Raw genomic sequence first — 17,413 nt, 5'->3', positions numbered from 1 at the left:
CCGACGGCTCGGCGACAGGGTGTTCGGTCGCGTGGCACGGCACCTCGTCGGCCGGCCTCGACCGTTCGCCATTCGGCCGCCATCCCCGCGCTTCCATACTTGCGGGACGAGCGAGCGGCAGAATCAGGACATTGCCCACCCGATCGAGTGGGGGCAGACAAAACCCGGCGCGTATCCGTCACGAGAGAGCAGACGGGCACGCGCCGGGTTCAGGACAAGCCTCACCCGATCGAGTGGCGGATCAGTAGCCCTGGTAGCCGCCGCCCTGGGACATCGCCTTCAGGCCTGGGTGGCCGTCGAAGCCGCCGTAGCGCGAGAACGTGTAGCGGACGCCGGCGATGATGTTGTCGACCGGGTTCCAGATGTCGTCGTGGCCGGGCAGTTTGTGGGCGTTGAACGTCGAGTCGATGCACTGCATGAGGCCCTTGGACGGGGTGCCCTTCTGCGCGTTCGAGTCCCAGAGGTTGATGGCGTGCGGGTTGCCGCTGGACTCCTTCTCGATGATCTTCCAGATCTCGTCGATGTTGTCCTCGGTGACCGGGATGCCGTTGGCCTGCAGGATCTTGATGGCTTCGCGGATCCACTCCTCGACGTTGCCGGGAGGCGGGCTGCCCGATGGTGGGCCGCCACTCGGGCCCATGCCGCCAACACCTCCGCCGCCACCACCGCCTCCGCCACCGGAAGCGCCGCCACCACCACCGCCGGAAGCACCACCACCGCCGCCTTGGCCGCGGTCCTGCGCGGGTGCGGGCTTGGCTTCTGAGGAGGACGTCGACGTGGAGTCGTCGGGCGGCGGGCTTGCGGTCCACTCCACGGGCTTGCCGGGTGCGGGCGTGAAGGTCTGCGTGTTCGGGTCCTCGATGGACGAGAACTTCGGGGCGAGCGAGCCTGGGCGGCCCTTCAAGGCGCCGGCGGCGGTGTTCAGGGCGTTTTCTGCCTGGGAGATGACGGGTTGGGCGTCGCCGAGGGCTTCGGCGCAGTAGCTGCGGATGATGCTGTCGACGTCTTCCTGCGGTTGGCCGTGCAGTTGCCGGCGGACCTGGCGGGCGCGACTCAGCAGGTTCTCGCAGATGCGGCTCATCGAGGACTTCGCGGTTTCCAAGGCGTTCGCGGCCGCCTCCAGGTCGGCCGCGGCGCCGTTGAGCGCGTCTGTCATCGAGGTGCCGCACTTGGTGACGTTGCCCATGTAGGCGACGAAGCCGTCGGCCGACTTGCCTTCCCAGGCGCCGTCGAGCTGGGAGACGGAGCGCTGCAGGGCGTTCGACTGGTCGCCGCACTTGCCGGCGGCCTGCTTCCAGCGGTTCGCGATGTCGCGCACGGCTTGGGGTTGGGCGTTCTCGACCTTGTCGGCGAGCTCTGCCAGCGGGGCGCCGCCGGGAAGGGAGGCGACCTCGTCCATCGCGCTCATGTCACACCGCCCTGAACGACGTGCGGTTGGCGTCCTCGACGTCCGCCACGTTGGACTGGATCGCGTCCAGCGCGCTTTCGACCTTGCGCAGGACCTTTTCCGCGGCTTCGAACTCCTGGGCGCCCGCTTGGTCCATCGCGTTCACCGCGCCCGAGATGGCACCGGATGCGCCGAGCTTTCCGAAGATGTCCGGATTGCCGTGTTGATTGGAAAAGCCGTCACCGATCGCGCCGAATTGTCCGGCTTGGCTGCTCACGGTTGTTCGGCACTGTTCCATGGCTTCGCTGTTGAACTTCGCCACGGCCATGTGCGCATACCCCCTCGATGTCTACTCGGAGACCTTAGAACGAATTGTGTCGAGCAGGGCGTCGATTCGTCCTTTCAACGCCTGTCGGGTGATGTCCTCGTCCACGATCGCGTCAATTCGGTGCCGGCGACCGTTGTCGTTCACGGCGATCGCGCCGAACCACGCACGAAGGCCCGTTTCCGGGACGAGCTCCACGAGGGCGGCGGTCATGTCGCCCACCTCGTCGATGACGACCTCGTCGCGGGTGAGCACCGCCCTGATGCCGCTCGCCACGACCATCGCGCGCGTCGACGTGCTGCCGATGCCGAGGCGCACGTCGAGGGCGAGTGTGGGGAACGCGAGTTGGTGGAGTGCTTTGCCGAGCCACGGGTCGGGCCCCGCATGCTCCACAATGGACTCGGGTGCGTGCAGCACGATCGGCATCGCGCCCAGGTCGAGGTGGTCCCACGCCGCGCGGAACGCGGACGGGGTGAGTGCTGCTCTCACGTCGGAACTCTCCCGGCATGCGGCGGGCGACGTCCCCTGGCCCCCCAGGCCCGCGTGCGTTACGACGCACGGGCGAGCGTGGGGGTTCCGTGATCACACTTCCTGGAAGAGCTCCCAGACGGCGGCGGCGAGCCGGTGGTTGTCGACCGGCGTGATGGTGCACCACTTGCGGCCGTCGCTGCTCGGCTTGAGCTGCCGCAGATAGCGGCCGTTGTGCGTGTCATGGAAGGAAACGACGCGGCCGGCGCGCTGGCCGCCCCGCTGCACGCCGAACTGCCCGCGCGTGGAGGTGCCGTCGAGCATGCCGGCGAGCTCCTGCGCGTCGCCGAGGCGCATGCCCTGGCGTTCGAGGGTGGTGATCAACCGCTGGGCGTCCTGGCCGACGTCCTTGGCCGCGGCGACCAGGTCGTCGTACGGCAGGCTGATCGAGCGCCCGAACCCGGCCGGCATCTCACCGGCCACCGACACCGCGGCCTCGGCCAGTGCCGTGCCGCGCGCCTCGATCAGCCACATCTCGTCGCGGTCCTGGACGGCGAGGATGGCCTCGTCGCCCACGGCCGCGGCCAGCCCGCTGATCTGCCGGTCGGCCCAGATCCACAGGTCGATCGACATCTGCGCGTTCGCGAGCAACGCGAACCCGTCCGCGAGCTCGGGCACGACCCGGCCGTTGCCGGCCAGGCCGCGCGATTCGAGCGACTCCCAGGCCCGTTTCACCACCTCGGCCTTCTCGGTGTGGGTGATGGAGGGAATCCGCGTGTCGAGCGCGACGTGGGCGGCTGGGAGGCGTTGCGCCTCCCAGACCACGGCGAACTCCACTGTGGACAGAACCACAGAACCTGGTGAGCTCAAGGGATCTACTTGTCCTTCGGTTCTTCGCCGATGACCGACTGCACCACCATGCGCTCGTCACCGAACACGTCATCCGAGTCGACGCCGTACTTGCGCACGTGCTCGGTGTCCTCGTCGCCCTCGCCCTTGGCCGCACCGGCGGCGGGGGACATGAGCGACCCGGCCCCCTTGCCCGCGGCGACGCCACCCTTCGCGGCGGCCGCACCGGGCCGGTTCGCGTCGGCACCGACGCCCGCGGCGCCACCCGGCGTCATGCTGCCGGAACGCCCTTGCCGGCCGCACCCGTGCCACCGGCACCGGCGCCAGGACCACCAGCGCCGGGACCACCAGCGCCACCGCCGGGTCCGCCACCCTTGCCGCCGGCGCCGATGGTGCTCGGGCACCCTTCGGACCAGCCGGGGCGATCGGCGTCTTCGGGGCCTGGGACGGACCACGCCCGCCGCCGACGACCTGCGGCCGCGCGCGTTGCCCGCGGCTCCTGCCAGGCCGGCTGCCGCCGCGGTGGCCGCGGTGGCGGCGACCGGGAGCGGGAGCCGAAGGGCTTGGGGAGGCCGGGGCCGGTGGCGATGGGGCCGGGAGTGCCGGTGCCGGGGAGGATGCCGGTCGTGCCGCCGGGGGTGTTGGGGACGGGGGCGACCGGGACGCCGGGAGATCCGGGCGAGCCCGGGGTGCCGGTGAAGCCGGGACCGCCGGTGACTCCGGGAGGACCGCCGCTGGGCAGGCCGACCTGAGCGCCAACCGACGTGGAGACAGGAGCGCTGCTCACCACGATTTCAGGAGCCGGGGGCGGAGGCCGGAAGTCGTTCAGCGCCCCTTCACTGCCGGTGACATAACCGTTCAGGCCGTCGATGGCCTCCTGACGCGCCTTGTTGGTCGCCGCGACCTCGGCCGCGTGGTCGGTCTCGAAACCGAGCAGGCCGGCACCCTTGTCGAACAGGTTCCGCTCGGTGTCACCGCGCAACGTCTGGGGTTCCGGGGTGCTGTACCGAGCCTGGCTGTTGCTTTCGCCCTGCCGAGCCATCGCATCGGAGTTCTGCTCGGTGGCCTCGGTCGCCTCGGTGGCGTTCCCCGCGCTGACCTCGACGTGCTTGTTGGCGTTCTCGCCTGCGGCGCCCTGCCAGGCGATGCCGAGTTCTTTCAGCTTCGCGCGAAGTTCGCGGTCCACGTCCGTGAGACTGTTGGCCAGCTGGCGCAGGTGGTTGGAAGCCTCGCCGAAGTCGTGTGCGAGCGTGCCGTTCGAGAGCTTCTTGACTTCGTCGGCCAGCTCCTGGTTGGACCAGCCGTCGAAGTTCCAGTCAGTGAGCTGTCGATACCCTGACATACCTACCCCTCACTTCAAGGTCTTGAGCGTCACGAGCGCGAGCCCTGCGGCGGTCTTGGCTTTTCCACACATTTCTTCTTGCGATTCCGTGTTGAGCGGCTTGTAGCTCACGAAGAGCTGCTGGCCATCCGCAACGTCGACCGCAATCGCGCAGTCGACGTCATTCGTGCCGACGAACTTGATCTCGGCCGCGCCGTAGCCGGAGACGTCGACCAGTTTCGACTCCACCGTGCCGCCGCTTCGCAGCCAGTAGGGAACGCCGTTGTGCGTGACGACTCCGACCGTGTAGGTGTAGTCGAGGCTGTTCTGGTAGAAGCACGCAGGAGATGGCTTTTTGTCCACGATGTTGGGTTGCACCGATTTCGTGGACGCGACCTTGATCTGCTTCATCTGGTCGGCCGTCAGCAGCTTGCACGGGTCGACACCGTCGACCTTCAGCTCCTGAGGCCGGGAAGGCAGCTCCTGCGACGAGTCGGACGAAGAAGGCGGCGGCGCCGACGGAGTCGTGGCCTTGCCCTGCTCACCCCCGCCGGTGCACGCGGAAACGGTGGCGGCGGCAAAAGCAGCCAGAACGAAAATCTTGCCGGTGTACTTGGTCACGCCTTCGGTCCGAACGTCGCAGTGATGTCTTCCTCGCTGAGCTTGTACTGCTCTGCCGCGGCCTTCAGCTGCTCACCCAAGCCGTTCAAATTCTTGATGTAGTCGAGCACGCGGTTCGCGTAGGAATCCGGGTTGTCGACCAGCCTGTCGTTCCACGCCTCGACGATGTCCGCGCTCACCCGGTCCGCGGCATGCGCGTCAGCAGGGATCCTCAGGCCGAACATGTGCATGTTCAACGCGTCGTTCAGCGCCTTGGCCTGGTCCTGGATGAGGCGCCCGGCGTCGAGGACGGTCTTCTCGTTGACCTCGAACTGCTGGGGCCCGGCACTCGACATCCTGTCCAGCGCAGCCGAGGCGACCTTGAAGGCGCCGACCGCGGCTCCGATCGCTCCACCCGCCGCCAGCGTCGCAGCGGCACCGAGAACGGCATCCGCCCCCGCGTTCTCCTGTGTCACGACGTCCTACCCCCGTACGGTTGGTGACGGTTCGGTCTCGCTTCGCAGGCTACCAACGCCCGCGTAAGACGTGCCGGTACTTCGACGAACACCACCCCTTGTTGGTTCCCCGTCACTCAGGGTTCGTTTCCGCTGGACGCGTGTGCGCTCACGCCGGTGAGCCTGCTCGAAGAGCTCACGCCCTACGGGCAGCGGGCGCCGGAGGACGTGCAGGCGTTCATCGAGAAGTTCACGCCCGTCGCCAACACCGTCGCCAAGACCGGTGCTGAGAGCGTCGCCAAGGCGATCGGACCGGGCACAGGAAGTCGGGTGCATGCGCGCCGCGACCCATAGCGTTGGTCGCGTGCTGGAACGACTCAACCAGGCCATGGCCCACATCGAGGACAACCTCGACCGCGAGGTGGACGTGAAGGAGCTCGCGCGGATCGCGGGCAGTTCGGAGTACCACTTCCGGCGGATGTTCTCGGCGCTCGCGGGGATTCCGCTGAGCGAGTACATCAGGCGCAGAAGGCTCACCATGGCGGCGAGTGAGGTCCTCAGTGGACAGAGTTCGCTGCTCGACGTTGCCGTCAGGTGGGGTTACGGGTCCAACGAGGCTTTTGCGCGGGCGTTCAGGGCCATGCACGGGGTTGGGCCGCAGGAGGCGCGCAGCACCAGGAAACCGTTGCAGTCGCAGCAGGTGCTGAGGTTCACGCTGACGATCGAGGGGAGTGCGAGCATGGAGTACCGGGTCGTGGAGAAGGAAGCGTTCCAGGTCGTGGGGCGGGGGACGCGGGTGCCGTTGGTGCACCTGGGGATGAACCCGGCGATCGTGGAGTTCATCAAGGGCATCGGGCGGCCGGTGCTGGAGCGCATGGAACAGCTCAGCGACAGCGATCCGCAGGGGCTGGTGGCGCTCACCAGCAACCAGGAAGGGAACCAGGAGGGAGATCACCTCGACTACTTCCACGGTGTGGTGACCACCAAGGAGGCGCCGGAGGACATGGAGACCATCACGGTTCCGAAGAACACGTGGGCGGTCTTCACCAGCGAAGGGCCGTTCCCGGAGACGATCCAGTACATGTGGCGGGACGTGTACACGCAGTGGTTCCCGTCCACCAGCTACGAGAGCGTCGAAGGGCCGTCGATGTTGCGCACGGAGATCGACGGCGACACGGCCAGGGCCGAGCTGTGGATTCCGGTCACCAGCTGAGGCAGAGGCGTTCGGCCACGTCCCGCAGCTCCAGGACCGAGAGCCACGCCTCGGGAACGGTGTCACCGCCGCCGCCGAGCTCGGACTCGATCTCCTCAGGCGGGAGAACACCGAGGCAGACCACCTTGTCCAGCAACGTGGTCTGCTCGGAGTGGCCGTCCCAGCGGACCAGCTCGGCTCGTGCGACGGACACGGCTGACGGCAGGTCGGCGCCGTCCAGCGAAGAACGCACGATCGCTGCCAGCACTCCCGCGGACAGGTAGCCGCTGGGGTGGTGGTGGGTCATCCGCGCCGTCCCCACCGCCAGGGTGAAGACCTCGCGCACGTCCGAGGACCACGGCGACGGGGGCGGCGCGCATGACGCCGCCGCAGCCCTTCGAGTTGTTCTTCTCGTTGTGCTTCAACGCGGTGATGCACGTGTGGCCAGGCGCACCCAGGCCGTCACCGCCCTGCCCAGGACGCACCCGAGCAGGCTCACGGCACCGTGATCTGGTTTTCGACGGCCTTCAGCGCGATGTCCGAACGGTGGTGCGAGCCGGTCAGGTGGATGTCGGCGATCTTCTTGTAGGCCCGGTCCCGCGCCTTCGCCAGCGACTTGCCGGTGCCCACGACCGACAGCACGCGGCCACCGGCGGACACCACGGCGCCGTCCTCGCGGCGACGGGTGCCGGCGTGCAGCACGCCCTCGGACTCGGAGCCGGTGATCACGTCACCGGTGCGCGGGCGGCCGGGGTAGCCCTCGGCGGCGACCACGACGGTCACCGCGTAGCCGTTCTCCCACTCCAACGGCTCCAACGACGCCAAAGAACCGTTCGCCGCGGCGAGGAACAGCGTCGAGATCGGCGACTTCAGCAGCGCCAGCACCGACTGCGTCTCCGGGTCGCCGAAGCGGCAGTTGAACTCGATCACCTGCACGCCGGAGGACGTCAGCGCCAGACCCGCGTACAGCAGCCCGACGAACGGCGTCTCGCGCGCACGCAGCTCGTCGACCACCGGCTGGACACACCGCGAGACGATCTCGGAAACAAGACCTTCAGGCGCCCACGGCAGCGGCGCGTACGCACCCATGCCACCCGTGTTCGGCCCGGCGTCGCCGTCACCGACGCGCTTGAAGTCCTGCGCCGGGATCAGCGGCACCACCGACACGCCGTCGGTGACGCAGAACAGCGACACCTCCGGGCCGTCCAGGAAGGACTCCAGCAGCACCGGGTGGCCGCCGTCGAGCAACGTCATCGCGTGCGCACGGGCGGCGGCCAGGTCGGACGTGACCACGACGCCCTTGCCCGCCGCGAGACCGTCGTCCTTCACCACCCAGGTCGGCCCGAACCGCCCCAGGGCGGCGTCGAGCCGGGCCGGGTTGTCGACGACCTCGCTGTGGGCGGTCGGCACCCCCGCGGCGTTCATGACGTCCTTCGCGAACGCCTTCGAACCCTCGATGCAGGCGGCAGCCTTCGAGGGCCCGAAACACGGGATGCCGAGCTCGCGGACAGCGTCGGCGGCCCCGGCGACCAGCGGTTGCTCGGGGCCGATGACGACGAGGTCGGCCTTCCACTCCTTCGCGAGGCCGGCGACCGCAGAGGCATCTGCGACGTCCACGCCGTAGATCTCGGCGTGCCCGGCGATGCCTGCGTTACCTGGCGCGCACGCCAGAGCAGTCAGCTGCGGGTCGCGCGACAACGCGAGGACAAGGGCATGCTCACGGGCTCCAGACCCGATGACCAGGACGCGCACGGTGCCTGAGCGTAGTTCAGCCGAGGGCCTGCTTCGCTCCTGGGTGCAGCGGGACCGGGTCGGACGCCGACGCCTTGGCCTTGTCGATGTCCTTCACGGCCGGGTGAACCTTCTCCAGGTCGGCCTTCTTGTCGAAGATCAGCTTGGTCACCGCGCAGGCGTTGTTGGCCGCGAAGTCGTCCCGCACGAGCAGCAGGTTCGGCACCACGATCGTGGACACCTCGGCGACGCCGTAGGTCGCCGCCGGGATCTTGGCGGTGTCGTACACCGGGCTGATCTTCTTCATCTCCGGCAGCATCGGCGTGAGGTCGATGAACTTCACCCGGTCCTTGAGAGACGTCGTGATGTCGGTGATCTGCGGCGTCGGCAGGCCGCCCGACCAGATGAGGCCGTCGATGCTGCCGTCCTTCATCCCGTCCGCGGTCTTGGTGAGGTCCAGGCGCTGGGCGGAGACGTCCGAGTCGATGTTGAGACCGGCGGACTTCAGCAGCCGGCCCGCGATGACCTCGGTGCCGGACTTCGGCGAGCCGGTCGAGATCCGCTTGCCCTTCATGTCCGCGATCGAGTTGATCCCGGAGTCGGCCCGGACGAGCACCTGGGTGTAGTTCGGGTAGATCCGCGACAGCGCGGAGACCTTCTGCTTGGTCGTGAACGCCCCGGTGCCGTTGACGGCGTCCGCGGCGGTGTCGGCCAGCGAGAACGCGATGTCGTAAGTGCCACTGACGAGCTGCTGGATGTTCTGCACGGACGCGCCGGTCTCCGCCGACGACGCCTTCAGCTTCGAGTTGTCGCTGATCAGCTTCGCCAGACCGCCGCCGACCACGAAGTAGACACCACCGGAGTTGCCGGTCGCGATCGTGATCCGCCCGTCCGACGCTTCACAGGACGCCTGCGAACCGCTGCCCGCGTCCGGCGTCGTGGGCGTGCGTTTGCCACCACACCCGGAAACCACGAGCGCCAAAGCGATCGCACCGACCGCGTACTTACGCAGCATCAGGAACCCTCCTACGTGTGACCAGGTGGACCGCCACGGCCACCACGAGGAACCCGGCCCCGATGGCGATCGTCAACGGCTGCAGGTAAAGCAGGAACAACGCGGCCGGCACGCACAGCAGGCGTTCCGGCCAGCGCGCCGGACCGAACAACCAGCCGCCCGTGAGCACGGCCAGTGCGGCGACCCCCAGCGCGGACGCTCCGAACGTCCACACCGAGTCCAGCAACGGTCCGCGCAGCAGCAGCCCGGCGCCCTCGTCGGTCAGCACGAACGCCAACGGCACGAGGAACGCGGGCAGCGTGTACTTCCACGTCTGCCACATCGTCTTCATCACGTCGCCGCCGGTCAGCGCCGCGGCGGCGACGGCGGCGAGCGCGGTCGGCGGCGTCACCTCCGACAGCACCGCGTAGTAGAAGATGAACATCGCGGTCTCGGCCGGCTCCACGCCCAGCGTGATGAGCGCCGGCCCGATGACGACCCACGAGATGATGAACGACGCCGTCACCGGCACCGCGAGCCCGAGCACCGACACCGACACGGCCGCGAACACCGCCGTGAGCATCAGCACCGCCGCGGGCTCCGAGGCCAGCACCGAGGCGAGGCGCACCAACTGATCCGCGAGCGTCTGCCCCAGCCCGGTCTTGGTGATCGTCGACGTGATGACACCCGCCGCCGCGCAGACCGCGATCACCGGGAACGCCGAGCGCACGCCGACCGACAGCGAGTCGGCGATCAACCGCAACCAGTCGCGCCGGTGGTTAACCAACGCGAACAGCGCGGCCACCCCGGTCGCGTACACGACCGCCTTGTAGACCGGGATGTCCAGCGCCAGGAACACGATGATGATCCCGAGCGACAGGAAGTGGTACCAGCCGAGCTTGAGCACGTCGAAGAACCGCGGCGCGTCCACGTCGACCGGCTTGGCCCCGAACCGGCGCGCGTCGGCCTCGACGGCGAGCGCGATGCCCAGGTAGTAGAGCAGCGTCGGGATGATCGCCCAGACCAGCACCGACAGGTACGACACCTTCAGGTACTCGGCGATGATGAACGCGGCGGCGCCCAGCGTGGGCGGCGACAGGATCGCGCCGATGCCGGACGCCGCGAGCAGCCCGCCCGCGTTCTCCCTGGGGTATCCGGCCTTCTGCAGCATCGGCCACGTGACGGCGCCCAGCGACACCGTGGTCGCGGTACCGGAACCCGAGACCGTGCCCAGCAGGAAGCCCGCGGTCGCCGCCGTACGTCCCGGCGCCGTGCGGGACTTCCGGAACGCCGCGAAGCTGATGTCGACGAAGAACTTGCCGGCACCGGAGGCGTTGAGCACCGCGCCGTAGATCGTGAACAGCACGATGTAGGTGGCCGCGACGTCGAGCGGCGTCCCGTAGAACCCGCTGAAGTCGTTGAAGAAGGCGTTGATGATCTGGGAGAAGTCGACGCCGGAGTGCGCGATCGACCACGTCGGCGGCAGGAACCCGCCGTAGTAGGCGTAGGCGATGAACACCAGGCACACCACCGGCAGCACCCAGCCGGTCGTGCGGCGGCAGGCCTCCAAGATCAACACCAGCAGCACCGCACCCGCGACGACGTCGAGCGTGGTCAGCTGGCCCTGCCGGTCGAGGAACTCGTCGTAGCCCCCGAACAGCGGGTACGCGCCCACGACGAACGCGGCGAGCGCCAGCACCCAGTCCCACCACGGCGGCTCGTGCCCCTTGCCGTACGACAGGAACACCAGCGGCAGCGTCACCGCGAGGAAGATGATCAGGTAGTACTGGCTCCCCTTGGCGAACGGGAAGAACACCTGCTTCAGCACCAGCAGCGCGATCAGCAGGCCGGCGACCCACAGCGCTCGTTCCCACCGCGGTGAGAGCGACCGCGACGGCATCTCCTCGTCGTGCTCCGCGACGATGCGGGCGAGGTCAGGATTGGCCACGCTCGAACCGTACTGTGGGGGCAGTCACAGCCCCAGCGGATCAATCCAAAGGGAGTGCAAAGAGTCGCGCCGCAGGTCAGGCCACCGCACTGTCCACATCGCACCGCGGTGCGCAGAATGACCGGCATGGTCGGGCCTGAACTCTTGCTGCTCCTGCTCGGGGCGTTGGTCGTCACGTCGATCGCGCGCCGGCTCAACTGGTCGGCGCCGCTGGTGCTGGTCGCCGTCGGGCTCGTGGTCTCGTTCATACCGGGCGTGCCGGAGTTCGAGATCGACCCGCACCTGATCCTGCTGGTCGTGCTGCCGCCGCTGCTCTACAGCGCGGCGCTGGACAGCTCGTACCTGAACATCCGCGCCAACCTGCGCCCGATCGGGTTGCTCGCGATCGGGCTGGTGCTGTTCACGACGCTCGTGGTGGGGCTGACGGCGAAGCTGGTGTTCCCCGACCTGCCGTTCGCCGCCGCGCTCGTGCTCGGCGCGGTCGTGGCACCGCCGGACGCCGTCGCCGCGGTCGCGATCGGGCGCAAGCTCGGCCTGCAACGCCGGGCGATGACGTTGCTGGTCGGCGAGAGCCTGATCAACGACGCCACGGCGCTGACCGCGTTCAAGGTCGCGGTGGCGGCCGCCGCGGGCGCCGCGATGCACCCGGTCGAGGGTGTCGGGTTGTTCCTGCTGGTCACGGCCGGTGGCATCGCGGTCGGCCTGGGCGTGGGCGTGGTGGTCAGGTTCCTGCGCAAGCGTTTGTGCGAGGGCGTGCTGGAGAGCGCGCTCGGTCTGTTGGTGCCGTTCGGCGCGTACCTGCTCGCGGAGGAGGTGGCGCACGTCTCGGGTGTGCTCGCCGTCGTCGTCGCGGGTCTCTACATCGGCCACCACTCGCCGCGCGGCACCTACTCGACCCGGCTGCAGGACGCGGCCGTCTGGCGGTCGCTGGACGTGCTCCTGGAGTCGTTCGTGTTCGCGCTGATCGGCCTGCAGCTGTCGTCGATCGTCAGCGACGCCGACCTGAACGCGAGCCTGCTGCTGGGCGCCGGTGCCGTGCTGCTGGCGACGGTCCTCGCGCGGTTCGTCTGGATGTACCCGGCCACCTACATCCCGAGGTACCTGTCGAAGAAGCTGCGGGAACGCGAACGGCCACCACACCTCGGGCAGGTGACGGTGATCTCGTGGGCGGGCATGCGAGGTGTGGTCACGCTCGCCGCGGCGGCCGCAATCCCGCCGGACGTGCCCGGCCGCGACATCATCGTGTTCTGCGCGTTCGTCGTGACGGTCGCGACGCTGCTGGTGCAGGGCACGACGTTGCCGTGGGTGATCGGCAAGATCGGCTTCGAGGGTGACGACGCGCGCCAGGACGCGCTGGCGGAGGCCCAGGTGCAGCACCGGGCGGCGCAGGCGGCGGTCGACCGGCTGGACCAGGAGCTCGAGGACGTGCCCGACCACGTGCGGGACCAGCTGCGCTCGCTGGCCGAACACTGGGGCAACGCCGCGTGGGAACGGCTGGGGCGGCAGGACCAGGAGAGCCCGGCCGCGGCGTACCGGCGGTTGCGCAGGGTGATGCTCAAGGCCGAGCGCGACGAGTTCATCAGCGCGCGGGACAAGGGCGAGATCGACGACGAGGTGCTCTTCCGCGTGCTGCGCGAACTCGACCTGGAGGAAGCCGCACTCTCGCGCGAATGACCGTGTTCACCTGTTCTTCGTGTTGCGATGCTTGGGTGCGGCTCTCAACACCGAACGGGGAGGTCGAAGGATGTACCCCAAAAGAGTCCGGGGCCGGGTTCTTGCCGCTGTCGTGCTCGTGTTCGCGGGCGCGGTCGTGGCCACCCTGCCCTCCGCCTCTGCGCACGACGAGAAGGGCCCGATCGTCATCGGGCACCGGGGTGCGTCGGCGTACCGGCCAGAGCACACGCTCGCGGCGTACGAGCTCGCGGCGCGCATGGGCGCCGACTTCATCGAGCCCGACCTGGTCCCGACCAAGGACGGCAAGCTGGTCGCGCGGCACGAGAACGAGATCGGCGGCACCACCGACGTGTCGGCCAAGCCGCAGTTCGCCGACCGCAAGAAGACCAAGACGATCGACGGCGTCGCGATCACCGGCTGGTTCACCGAGGACTTCACGCTCGCCGAGCTGAAGACGTTGCGCGCCAAGGAACGCATCCCGGCGATCCGCCCGCGCAACACCCTCTACGACGGCCGCTTCGAGGTGCCGACGCTGCAGGAGGTCATCGACCTCGCCAAGCGCCTGTCCCGCGAGCTCGACCGCGAGATCGGCATCTACCCCGAGACCAAGCACCCGACGTACTTCCAGTCGATCGGACTCGCGCTGGAGCCCAAGCTCGTCGACGTGCTCAACCGCAACGGCCTCAACCGGCGCACCGCCAAGGTCTACGTGCAGTCGTTCGAGGTCGCGAACCTCAAGCAGCTCAACCGGTCGCTGCGCGTGCCGATCGTCCAGCTCATCAACGGTTCCGGCGCGCCGTACGACTTCGTGGCCGCCGGTGACAAGCGCACCTACGCCGACCTGGTCACGCCGGCCGGTCTGCGGGAGATCCGCTCGTACGCCGACGGTGTCGGCCTCGCCAAGGACGTCATCATCCCGCGGGACGCCAACGGCTTCCTCAAGGCGCCGACGACCGTCGTGAAGGACGCGCACAAGGTCGGGCTGGTCGTCCACTCGTGGACGTTCCGCAACGAGAACTCGTTCCTGCCGGCCGACTTCCGGTCCTCGACCGACCCGGCCGCGTACGGCCGGGCCTTCGAGGAGTACGACCTGTTCTTCAAGCAGGGCGTCGACGGCGTGTTCGCGGACAACCCGGACACGGCCGTCGAGGCCAAGGTCAAGCGCTAGCGAGTGAGAGCGTGCGGTCCCCGTCGAGCAACCCGCGTTGCTTCAACAGGGGCCGCACGCCCTCGCCGAACCAGTACGCCTCTTCCAGGTGCGGGTAGCCGGAGAGGATGAACTCGCTGATCCCGATGGAGTGGTACTCCTCGACGAGATCCGCGACCTCCGCGTGTGAGCCCACCAGCGCCGTTCCCGCGCCACCGCGGACCAGTCCGACCCCCGCCCACAGGTTCGGGTGGATCTCCAGGCCCCGCACGCCGCGGCTGAGGTCGCCGCCGTGCAGCGCCACCATCCGCCGCTGGCCGACGGACTCCGACTTGCGCAGCTGCTCCTGCGCCTGTGCCACGGCCGCCGGGTCCAGCGCGTCGAGCAGCTTCGCGGCCGCCGCCCACGCCTCGGCCGAGGTGTCCCGGCTGATCGTGTGCAGCCGGATGCCGAACCGGATCTGCCGGTCCGTCAGCGCCCGCACCCGTGCGATCTTCGCGGCGACGTCGGCAGGCGGCTCGCCCCAGGTCAGGTACGCCGCCGGTCACGACGTTCAGCAGCAACCGCCCGCGGGAGATCCGCTGGTAGGTCGCGGCCATCTGGGCGGCCAGCGTCGGCGACAGCACGCCGGGCCGGAACGCCACCAGGAACTTCAGCGTCGAGGTCTGGCTGATCAACGCGGCCGTGGTCAGCCAGGCGTCCTCGCACCACGTGCCGGTCGGCGTGAGCACCCCGGTGAACCCGACCTGCTCGGCCGTGCGGGCGATCTGCGCCAGGTAGTCGATGTCCGGTTCGCGCCGGGCGCCGGCGGCAGGAGCGCGCTGGGCGTGGAAGTGCTCCACGACCGTGCGCCCGTCGCCGGAGGTCGGCAGGAACCAGTGCAGCGTGATGCTCATGCCAGATCTCCCTGGAACCTCGTGTCGACGAACTTCCCGAAGTCGACCTTGCCCGGCAACGTCTTGTCCTCGGTGAACGCGTCGGCGAGCTCCTGCTCGGACCTGATCAGCGTGTCGTCGATCTTGACCGGCAGGTCGCCGTTGCGGTTCACCGCGGCGAGCGCGACCTCGTACTTGAGGCCGGTCTCCGCCGCCCACGCCTTGGCCCACTCCTCGCGGTGCGTGTCGGCCCACTTCTGGGCCTTGTAGTAGCGGATCAGGTACTCCTTGAGCGCCGGGTTCTTCCCCTTGTCGTCCAAGGCCTTTCGGCCGGCGACCTGGAAGCCGTACCCGTTCGACTTGCCCTCGCCCGTTGTGAGCACGCGGGCCTTGGCCTCTTGCTGCGCCTGCGCGGTGTAGGGGTCCCAGACCGCCCACGCGTCGACCTTGCCCTGCGTGAACGCACCGTAGGCGTCGGAGGGCTGCAGGAAGTTCAGCGTCACGTCCTTGGTGGTCAACCCGTTGGCGCGCAACGTGAGCAGCACCTGGCCGTGCGCCGAGCTGCCCTTCGCGACCGCGATGTTCTTGCCCTTCAGCTCGCTGACGCTGCGCAGCGGCGAGCTCTCCGGCACCAGGATCGCGTCGGCCTCGACCTGGCCCTTCGACGCCCCGACCGCGGCGATCTTGGCGTTCGCGGCGGCGGCGAAGATCGGCGGGGTGTTGCCGACACCGCCGAGGTCGATCGCCCCGGCGGAGGCGGCCTCCAGCAGAGGCGGGCCCGACGTGAACGTCGACCACTCGATCTCGTACGGGAAGTCGTTCAGCAGTCCGGCGGCCGTGAGCAGCGCCTTCGCCCCACCCTTCTGGTCGCCGACCTTGAGGACGACCTCGCCGGGAGGGGTGTCCTGCGCGGTGGCCGAGCAGCCGGTCGTGAAGACGATCGCGGCGAGCAGTGCGAGGAACCTTCGGCTAGGCAGCTGTGTCAACGTCCACTCCCAGGTCGGCGAGCACGCGGGTGCGTTGCTCCACAACGGAGGCCCGGCGACGCGGGCGGGGCAGGTCGACGTGGTGCGTGGCCACGATCCGGCCCTCGTCGAGCACGAGGACCCGGTCGGCCAGCAGCAACGCCTCGTCGACGTCGTGCGTCACCAGCAGCACGGCGGGCTGGTGCCTGGCCCACAGGTCTTCCACCAGGTGGTGCATGGCCAGGCGGGTCAACGCGTCCAGCGCGCCGAACGGTTCGTCGAGCAGCAGCACGTCGGGTTCGCGGACGAGTGCTCGGGCGAGCGAGACCCGTTGTGCCTCACCGCCGGACAACGTCAGCGGCCACGCGTCGGCGTGGTCGGGCAGCCGCACCTCTTCCAACGCCCTCAACGCGACCGCACGGCCGTCCGGCTTGTGCAGGCCGAGCGCGATGTTGCGCCAGACCTTGCGCCACGGCAGCAGACGCGGCTGCTGGAACGCGATCGACACGGTGCCCGACACCACCGCCTGCCCGGTGATCTCCCGGTCCAGTCCCGCGAGGATCCGCAGCAACGTCGACTTGCCGCAGCCGCTGCGACCGAGCAGGGCCACGAACTCGCCGGGTGCGATCTCCAGGTCGACGTCGTCGAGGACGGTTCTCGCGCCGAACGCCTTGCGCAGTCCGCGCACGCTCACCGGGCTCGCCATCGCAGCACTCTCCTCTCCAGCAACCGCACCAGCGCGTCCGTCGAGAGGCCGAGCAGCGCGTAGACCACGAGGCCGACGACCACGACGTCGGTGCGGAGGAACTCACGGGCGTTGTTGATCAGGAAGCCGAGACCGGCGTCGGCGTTGATCTGCTCGCCGACGATCAGCGACAGCCACGCGGTGCCGAGCGCGATCCGCAGTCCCACCAGGGTTTGCGGCACGGCCGACGGCAGCACGACGTGCACGACCCGTTCGAACCGCGTGTAACCGAGGACGCGGGCGGCCTCGACCAGGCCGGGATCGGTCTGGCGGATGCCGGCGTGCAGGTTGAGGTACAGCGGGAACGCCACACCGGCCGCGACCAGCGCGAGCTTCGGTTCCTCGCCGATGCCGAACCAGAGGATGAAAAGCGGGATCAAACCGAGGTGGGGCAGCGTCCGCAGCATTTGCACCGGCGGGTCGAGCAACGTCTCGCCCCACCGGGAAAGACCGGACGCGAGCCCGAGGGCGACACCGATCACGCCGCCGATGAGAAATCCGAAGAAAACGCGGCCCAGTGAAACGAGAAATGCGTCGACCAGCTGGCCATCGGCGATGAGCTCACCGGCGGACTGGGCGACGGTCAGCGGTGACGCCAGTTTCTCGGGCGAGAGCACACCCGTTGAACTGGCCAGCTGCCACAGCAGAACCAGCGCCACCGGACTGATCCAGCGCACCGGCAGCGTCGGTTTTCGAACAACGGAAAGGGCCACGGCGCTGAATTACAGGCGAGCCGT

General features: G+C 68.9%; 19 protein-coding genes and 1 pseudogene. 4 read left to right on the top strand and 16 right to left on the bottom strand.

The genetic code is table 11. The features are described from left to right. Positions 1 to 241: 241 nt before the first annotated feature. The 8 genes from BBK82_RS56000 to BBK82_RS15765 form a co-directional block, all read right to left on the bottom strand. A complete protein-coding gene (locus tag BBK82_RS56000; protein ID WP_083267978.1) occupies positions 242 to 1,408 on the bottom strand; it encodes a WXG100 family type VII secretion target in 1,167 nt (388 codons plus the stop codon). A 1-nt stretch (position 1,409) separates the two neighbouring features. Further along, positions 1,410 to 1,715 carry a hypothetical protein gene (locus BBK82_RS15795; protein WP_065915699.1) on the bottom strand — a complete coding sequence of 102 codons (306 nt, stop codon included), beginning with the start codon at positions 1,713 to 1,715 and terminating at the stop codon, positions 1,410 to 1,412. Between the two features lie 21 nt (positions 1,716 to 1,736). Continuing rightward, a complete protein-coding gene (locus tag BBK82_RS15790) occupies positions 1,737 to 2,201 on the bottom strand; it encodes an ESX secretion-associated protein EspG (RefSeq protein ID WP_065915698.1) in 465 nt (154 codons plus the stop codon). A 93-nt stretch (positions 2,202 to 2,294) separates the two neighbouring features. Next, positions 2,295 to 3,032: an ESX secretion-associated protein EspG gene (locus BBK82_RS15785; protein ID WP_237048216.1), complete on the bottom strand. Its 738-nt coding sequence runs from the start codon at positions 3,030 to 3,032 to the stop codon at positions 2,295 to 2,297. Positions 3,033 to 3,055: 23 nt separating this feature from the next. Continuing rightward, a complete protein-coding gene (locus BBK82_RS15780) occupies positions 3,056 to 3,304 on the bottom strand; it encodes a hypothetical protein (RefSeq protein ID WP_065915696.1) in 249 nt (82 codons plus the stop codon). Next, on the bottom strand, positions 3,301 to 4,371 hold the full coding sequence (locus tag BBK82_RS15775; protein ID WP_065915695.1) for a hypothetical protein: 1,071 nt from the start codon (positions 4,369 to 4,371) through the stop codon (positions 3,301 to 3,303). The genes BBK82_RS15780 and BBK82_RS15775 overlap by 4 nt, the downstream gene beginning before the upstream one ends. Before the next feature lie 9 nt (positions 4,372 to 4,380). After that, on the bottom strand, positions 4,381 to 4,971 hold the full coding sequence (locus BBK82_RS15770; RefSeq protein WP_065915694.1) for a DUF3558 domain-containing protein: 591 nt from the start codon (positions 4,969 to 4,971) through the stop codon (positions 4,381 to 4,383). Beyond that, positions 4,968 to 5,426: a hypothetical protein gene (locus BBK82_RS15765; RefSeq protein WP_065915693.1), complete on the bottom strand. Its 459-nt coding sequence runs from the start codon at positions 5,424 to 5,426 to the stop codon at positions 4,968 to 4,970. Before BBK82_RS15765 ends, BBK82_RS15770 begins: the two co-directional genes overlap by 4 nt. A 156-nt stretch (positions 5,427 to 5,582) precedes the next feature. Between BBK82_RS15765 and BBK82_RS50235 the strand changes: the two genes are divergently transcribed. Continuing rightward, a complete protein-coding gene (locus BBK82_RS50235) occupies positions 5,583 to 5,759 on the top strand; it encodes a hypothetical protein (protein ID WP_154697340.1) in 177 nt (58 codons plus the stop codon). Between the two features lie 10 nt (positions 5,760 to 5,769). Beyond that, positions 5,770 to 6,618, top strand: coding sequence for an AraC family transcriptional regulator (locus BBK82_RS15760; RefSeq protein ID WP_065915692.1), 849 nt, complete (start codon positions 5,770 to 5,772; stop codon positions 6,616 to 6,618). On the opposite strand, the gene BBK82_RS15755 is transcribed toward BBK82_RS15760, so the two are convergent. The 4 genes from BBK82_RS15755 to BBK82_RS15740 form a co-directional block, all read right to left on the bottom strand. Beyond that, on the bottom strand, positions 6,608 to 6,943 hold the full coding sequence (locus BBK82_RS15755) for an ADP-ribosylglycohydrolase family protein (RefSeq protein ID WP_065915691.1): 336 nt from the start codon (positions 6,941 to 6,943) through the stop codon (positions 6,608 to 6,610). The genes BBK82_RS15760 and BBK82_RS15755 overlap by 11 nt on opposite strands. A gap of 149 nt (positions 6,944 to 7,092) precedes the next feature. Continuing rightward, positions 7,093 to 8,349, bottom strand: coding sequence for a phosphoribosylamine--glycine ligase (gene purD, locus BBK82_RS15750; protein ID WP_065915690.1), 1,257 nt, complete (start codon positions 8,347 to 8,349; stop codon positions 7,093 to 7,095). A gap of 16 nt (positions 8,350 to 8,365) precedes the next feature. Then, the gene (locus BBK82_RS15745) at positions 8,366 to 9,343 is read right to left on the bottom strand and encodes a TAXI family TRAP transporter solute-binding subunit (protein WP_065915689.1); all 978 of its coding nucleotides are present in this window, start codon (positions 9,341 to 9,343) and stop codon (positions 8,366 to 8,368) included. Then, positions 9,333 to 11,222, bottom strand: coding sequence for a TRAP transporter permease (locus BBK82_RS15740; RefSeq protein WP_083268814.1), 1,890 nt, complete (start codon positions 11,220 to 11,222; stop codon positions 9,333 to 9,335). Before BBK82_RS15740 ends, BBK82_RS15745 begins: the two co-directional genes overlap by 11 nt. 174 nt (positions 11,223 to 11,396) lie before the next feature. Between BBK82_RS15740 and BBK82_RS15735 the strand changes: the two genes are divergently transcribed. Together BBK82_RS15735 and BBK82_RS15730 are read left to right on the top strand one after the other, a co-directional pair. Next, a complete protein-coding gene (locus BBK82_RS15735; RefSeq protein WP_179953779.1) occupies positions 11,397 to 12,944 on the top strand; it encodes a Na+/H+ antiporter in 1,548 nt (515 codons plus the stop codon). Positions 12,945 to 13,014: 70 nt separating this feature from the next. Beyond that, complete coding sequence (locus tag BBK82_RS15730; protein WP_083267977.1) at positions 13,015 to 14,112, top strand: glycerophosphodiester phosphodiesterase; 1,098 nt, start codon at positions 13,015 to 13,017, stop codon at positions 14,110 to 14,112. On the opposite strand, the pseudogene BBK82_RS15725 reads toward BBK82_RS15730, so the two are convergent. The 4 genes and pseudogenes from BBK82_RS15725 to BBK82_RS15710 form a co-directional block, all read right to left on the bottom strand. Then, positions 14,102 to 14,987: pseudogene (locus tag BBK82_RS15725) on the bottom strand (LLM class flavin-dependent oxidoreductase). The gene BBK82_RS15730 and the pseudogene BBK82_RS15725 sit on opposite strands and share 11 nt — an antisense overlap. Then, a complete protein-coding gene (locus BBK82_RS15720) occupies positions 14,984 to 15,952 on the bottom strand; it encodes an ABC transporter substrate-binding protein (RefSeq protein ID WP_154697339.1) in 969 nt (322 codons plus the stop codon). The pseudogene BBK82_RS15725 and the gene BBK82_RS15720 overlap by 4 nt, the downstream one beginning before the upstream one ends. Beyond that, positions 15,936 to 16,637, bottom strand: coding sequence for an ABC transporter ATP-binding protein (locus BBK82_RS15715; RefSeq protein WP_065915685.1), 702 nt, complete (start codon positions 16,635 to 16,637; stop codon positions 15,936 to 15,938). The genes BBK82_RS15720 and BBK82_RS15715 overlap by 17 nt, the downstream gene beginning before the upstream one ends. Next, entirely contained in the window at positions 16,622 to 17,389 is a 768-nt protein-coding gene (locus BBK82_RS15710; protein WP_065915684.1) for an ABC transporter permease, read from the bottom strand. The genes BBK82_RS15715 and BBK82_RS15710 overlap by 16 nt, the downstream gene beginning before the upstream one ends. Between the last annotated feature and the right edge of the window lie 24 nt (positions 17,390 to 17,413).

Origin of the sequence: Lentzea guizhouensis (assembly GCF_001701025.1) — a bacterium.
Classification (GTDB): Bacteria; Actinomycetota; Actinomycetes; order Mycobacteriales; family Pseudonocardiaceae; genus Lentzea; species Lentzea guizhouensis.
The sequence above is the reverse complement of the archived record's forward strand: the minus strand, read 5'-3'. Positions and strand labels throughout refer to the sequence as shown.

Bases quoted from the DNA above. Each gene is read 5' to 3' on its own strand.
- BBK82_RS56000 (WP_083267978.1), bottom strand. From the start codon at position 1,408: ATGAGCGCGATGGACGAGGTCGCCTCCCTTCCCGGCGGCGCCCCGCTG.
- BBK82_RS15795 (WP_065915699.1), bottom strand. From the start codon at position 1,715: ATGGCCGTGGCGAAGTTCAACAGCGAAGCCATGGAACAGTGCCGAACA.
- BBK82_RS15780 (WP_065915696.1), bottom strand. From the start codon at position 3,304: ATGACGCCGGGTGGCGCCGCGGGCGTCGGTGCCGACGCGAACCGGCCC.
- BBK82_RS15775 (WP_065915695.1), bottom strand. From the start codon at position 4,371: ATGTCAGGGTATCGACAGCTCACTGACTGGAACTTCGACGGCTGGTCC.
- BBK82_RS15745 (WP_065915689.1), bottom strand. From the start codon at position 9,343: ATGCTGCGTAAGTACGCGGTCGGTGCGATCGCTTTGGCGCTCGTGGTT.
- BBK82_RS15740 (WP_083268814.1), bottom strand. From the start codon at position 11,222: ATGCCGTCGCGGTCGCTCTCACCGCGGTGGGAACGAGCGCTGTGGGTC.
- BBK82_RS15735 (WP_179953779.1), top strand. From the start codon at position 11,397: ATGGTCGGGCCTGAACTCTTGCTGCTCCTGCTCGGGGCGTTGGTCGTC.
- BBK82_RS15730 (WP_083267977.1), top strand. From the start codon at position 13,015: ATGTACCCCAAAAGAGTCCGGGGCCGGGTTCTTGCCGCTGTCGTGCTC.
- BBK82_RS15715 (WP_065915685.1), bottom strand. From the start codon at position 16,637: ATGGCGAGCCCGGTGAGCGTGCGCGGACTGCGCAAGGCGTTCGGCGCG.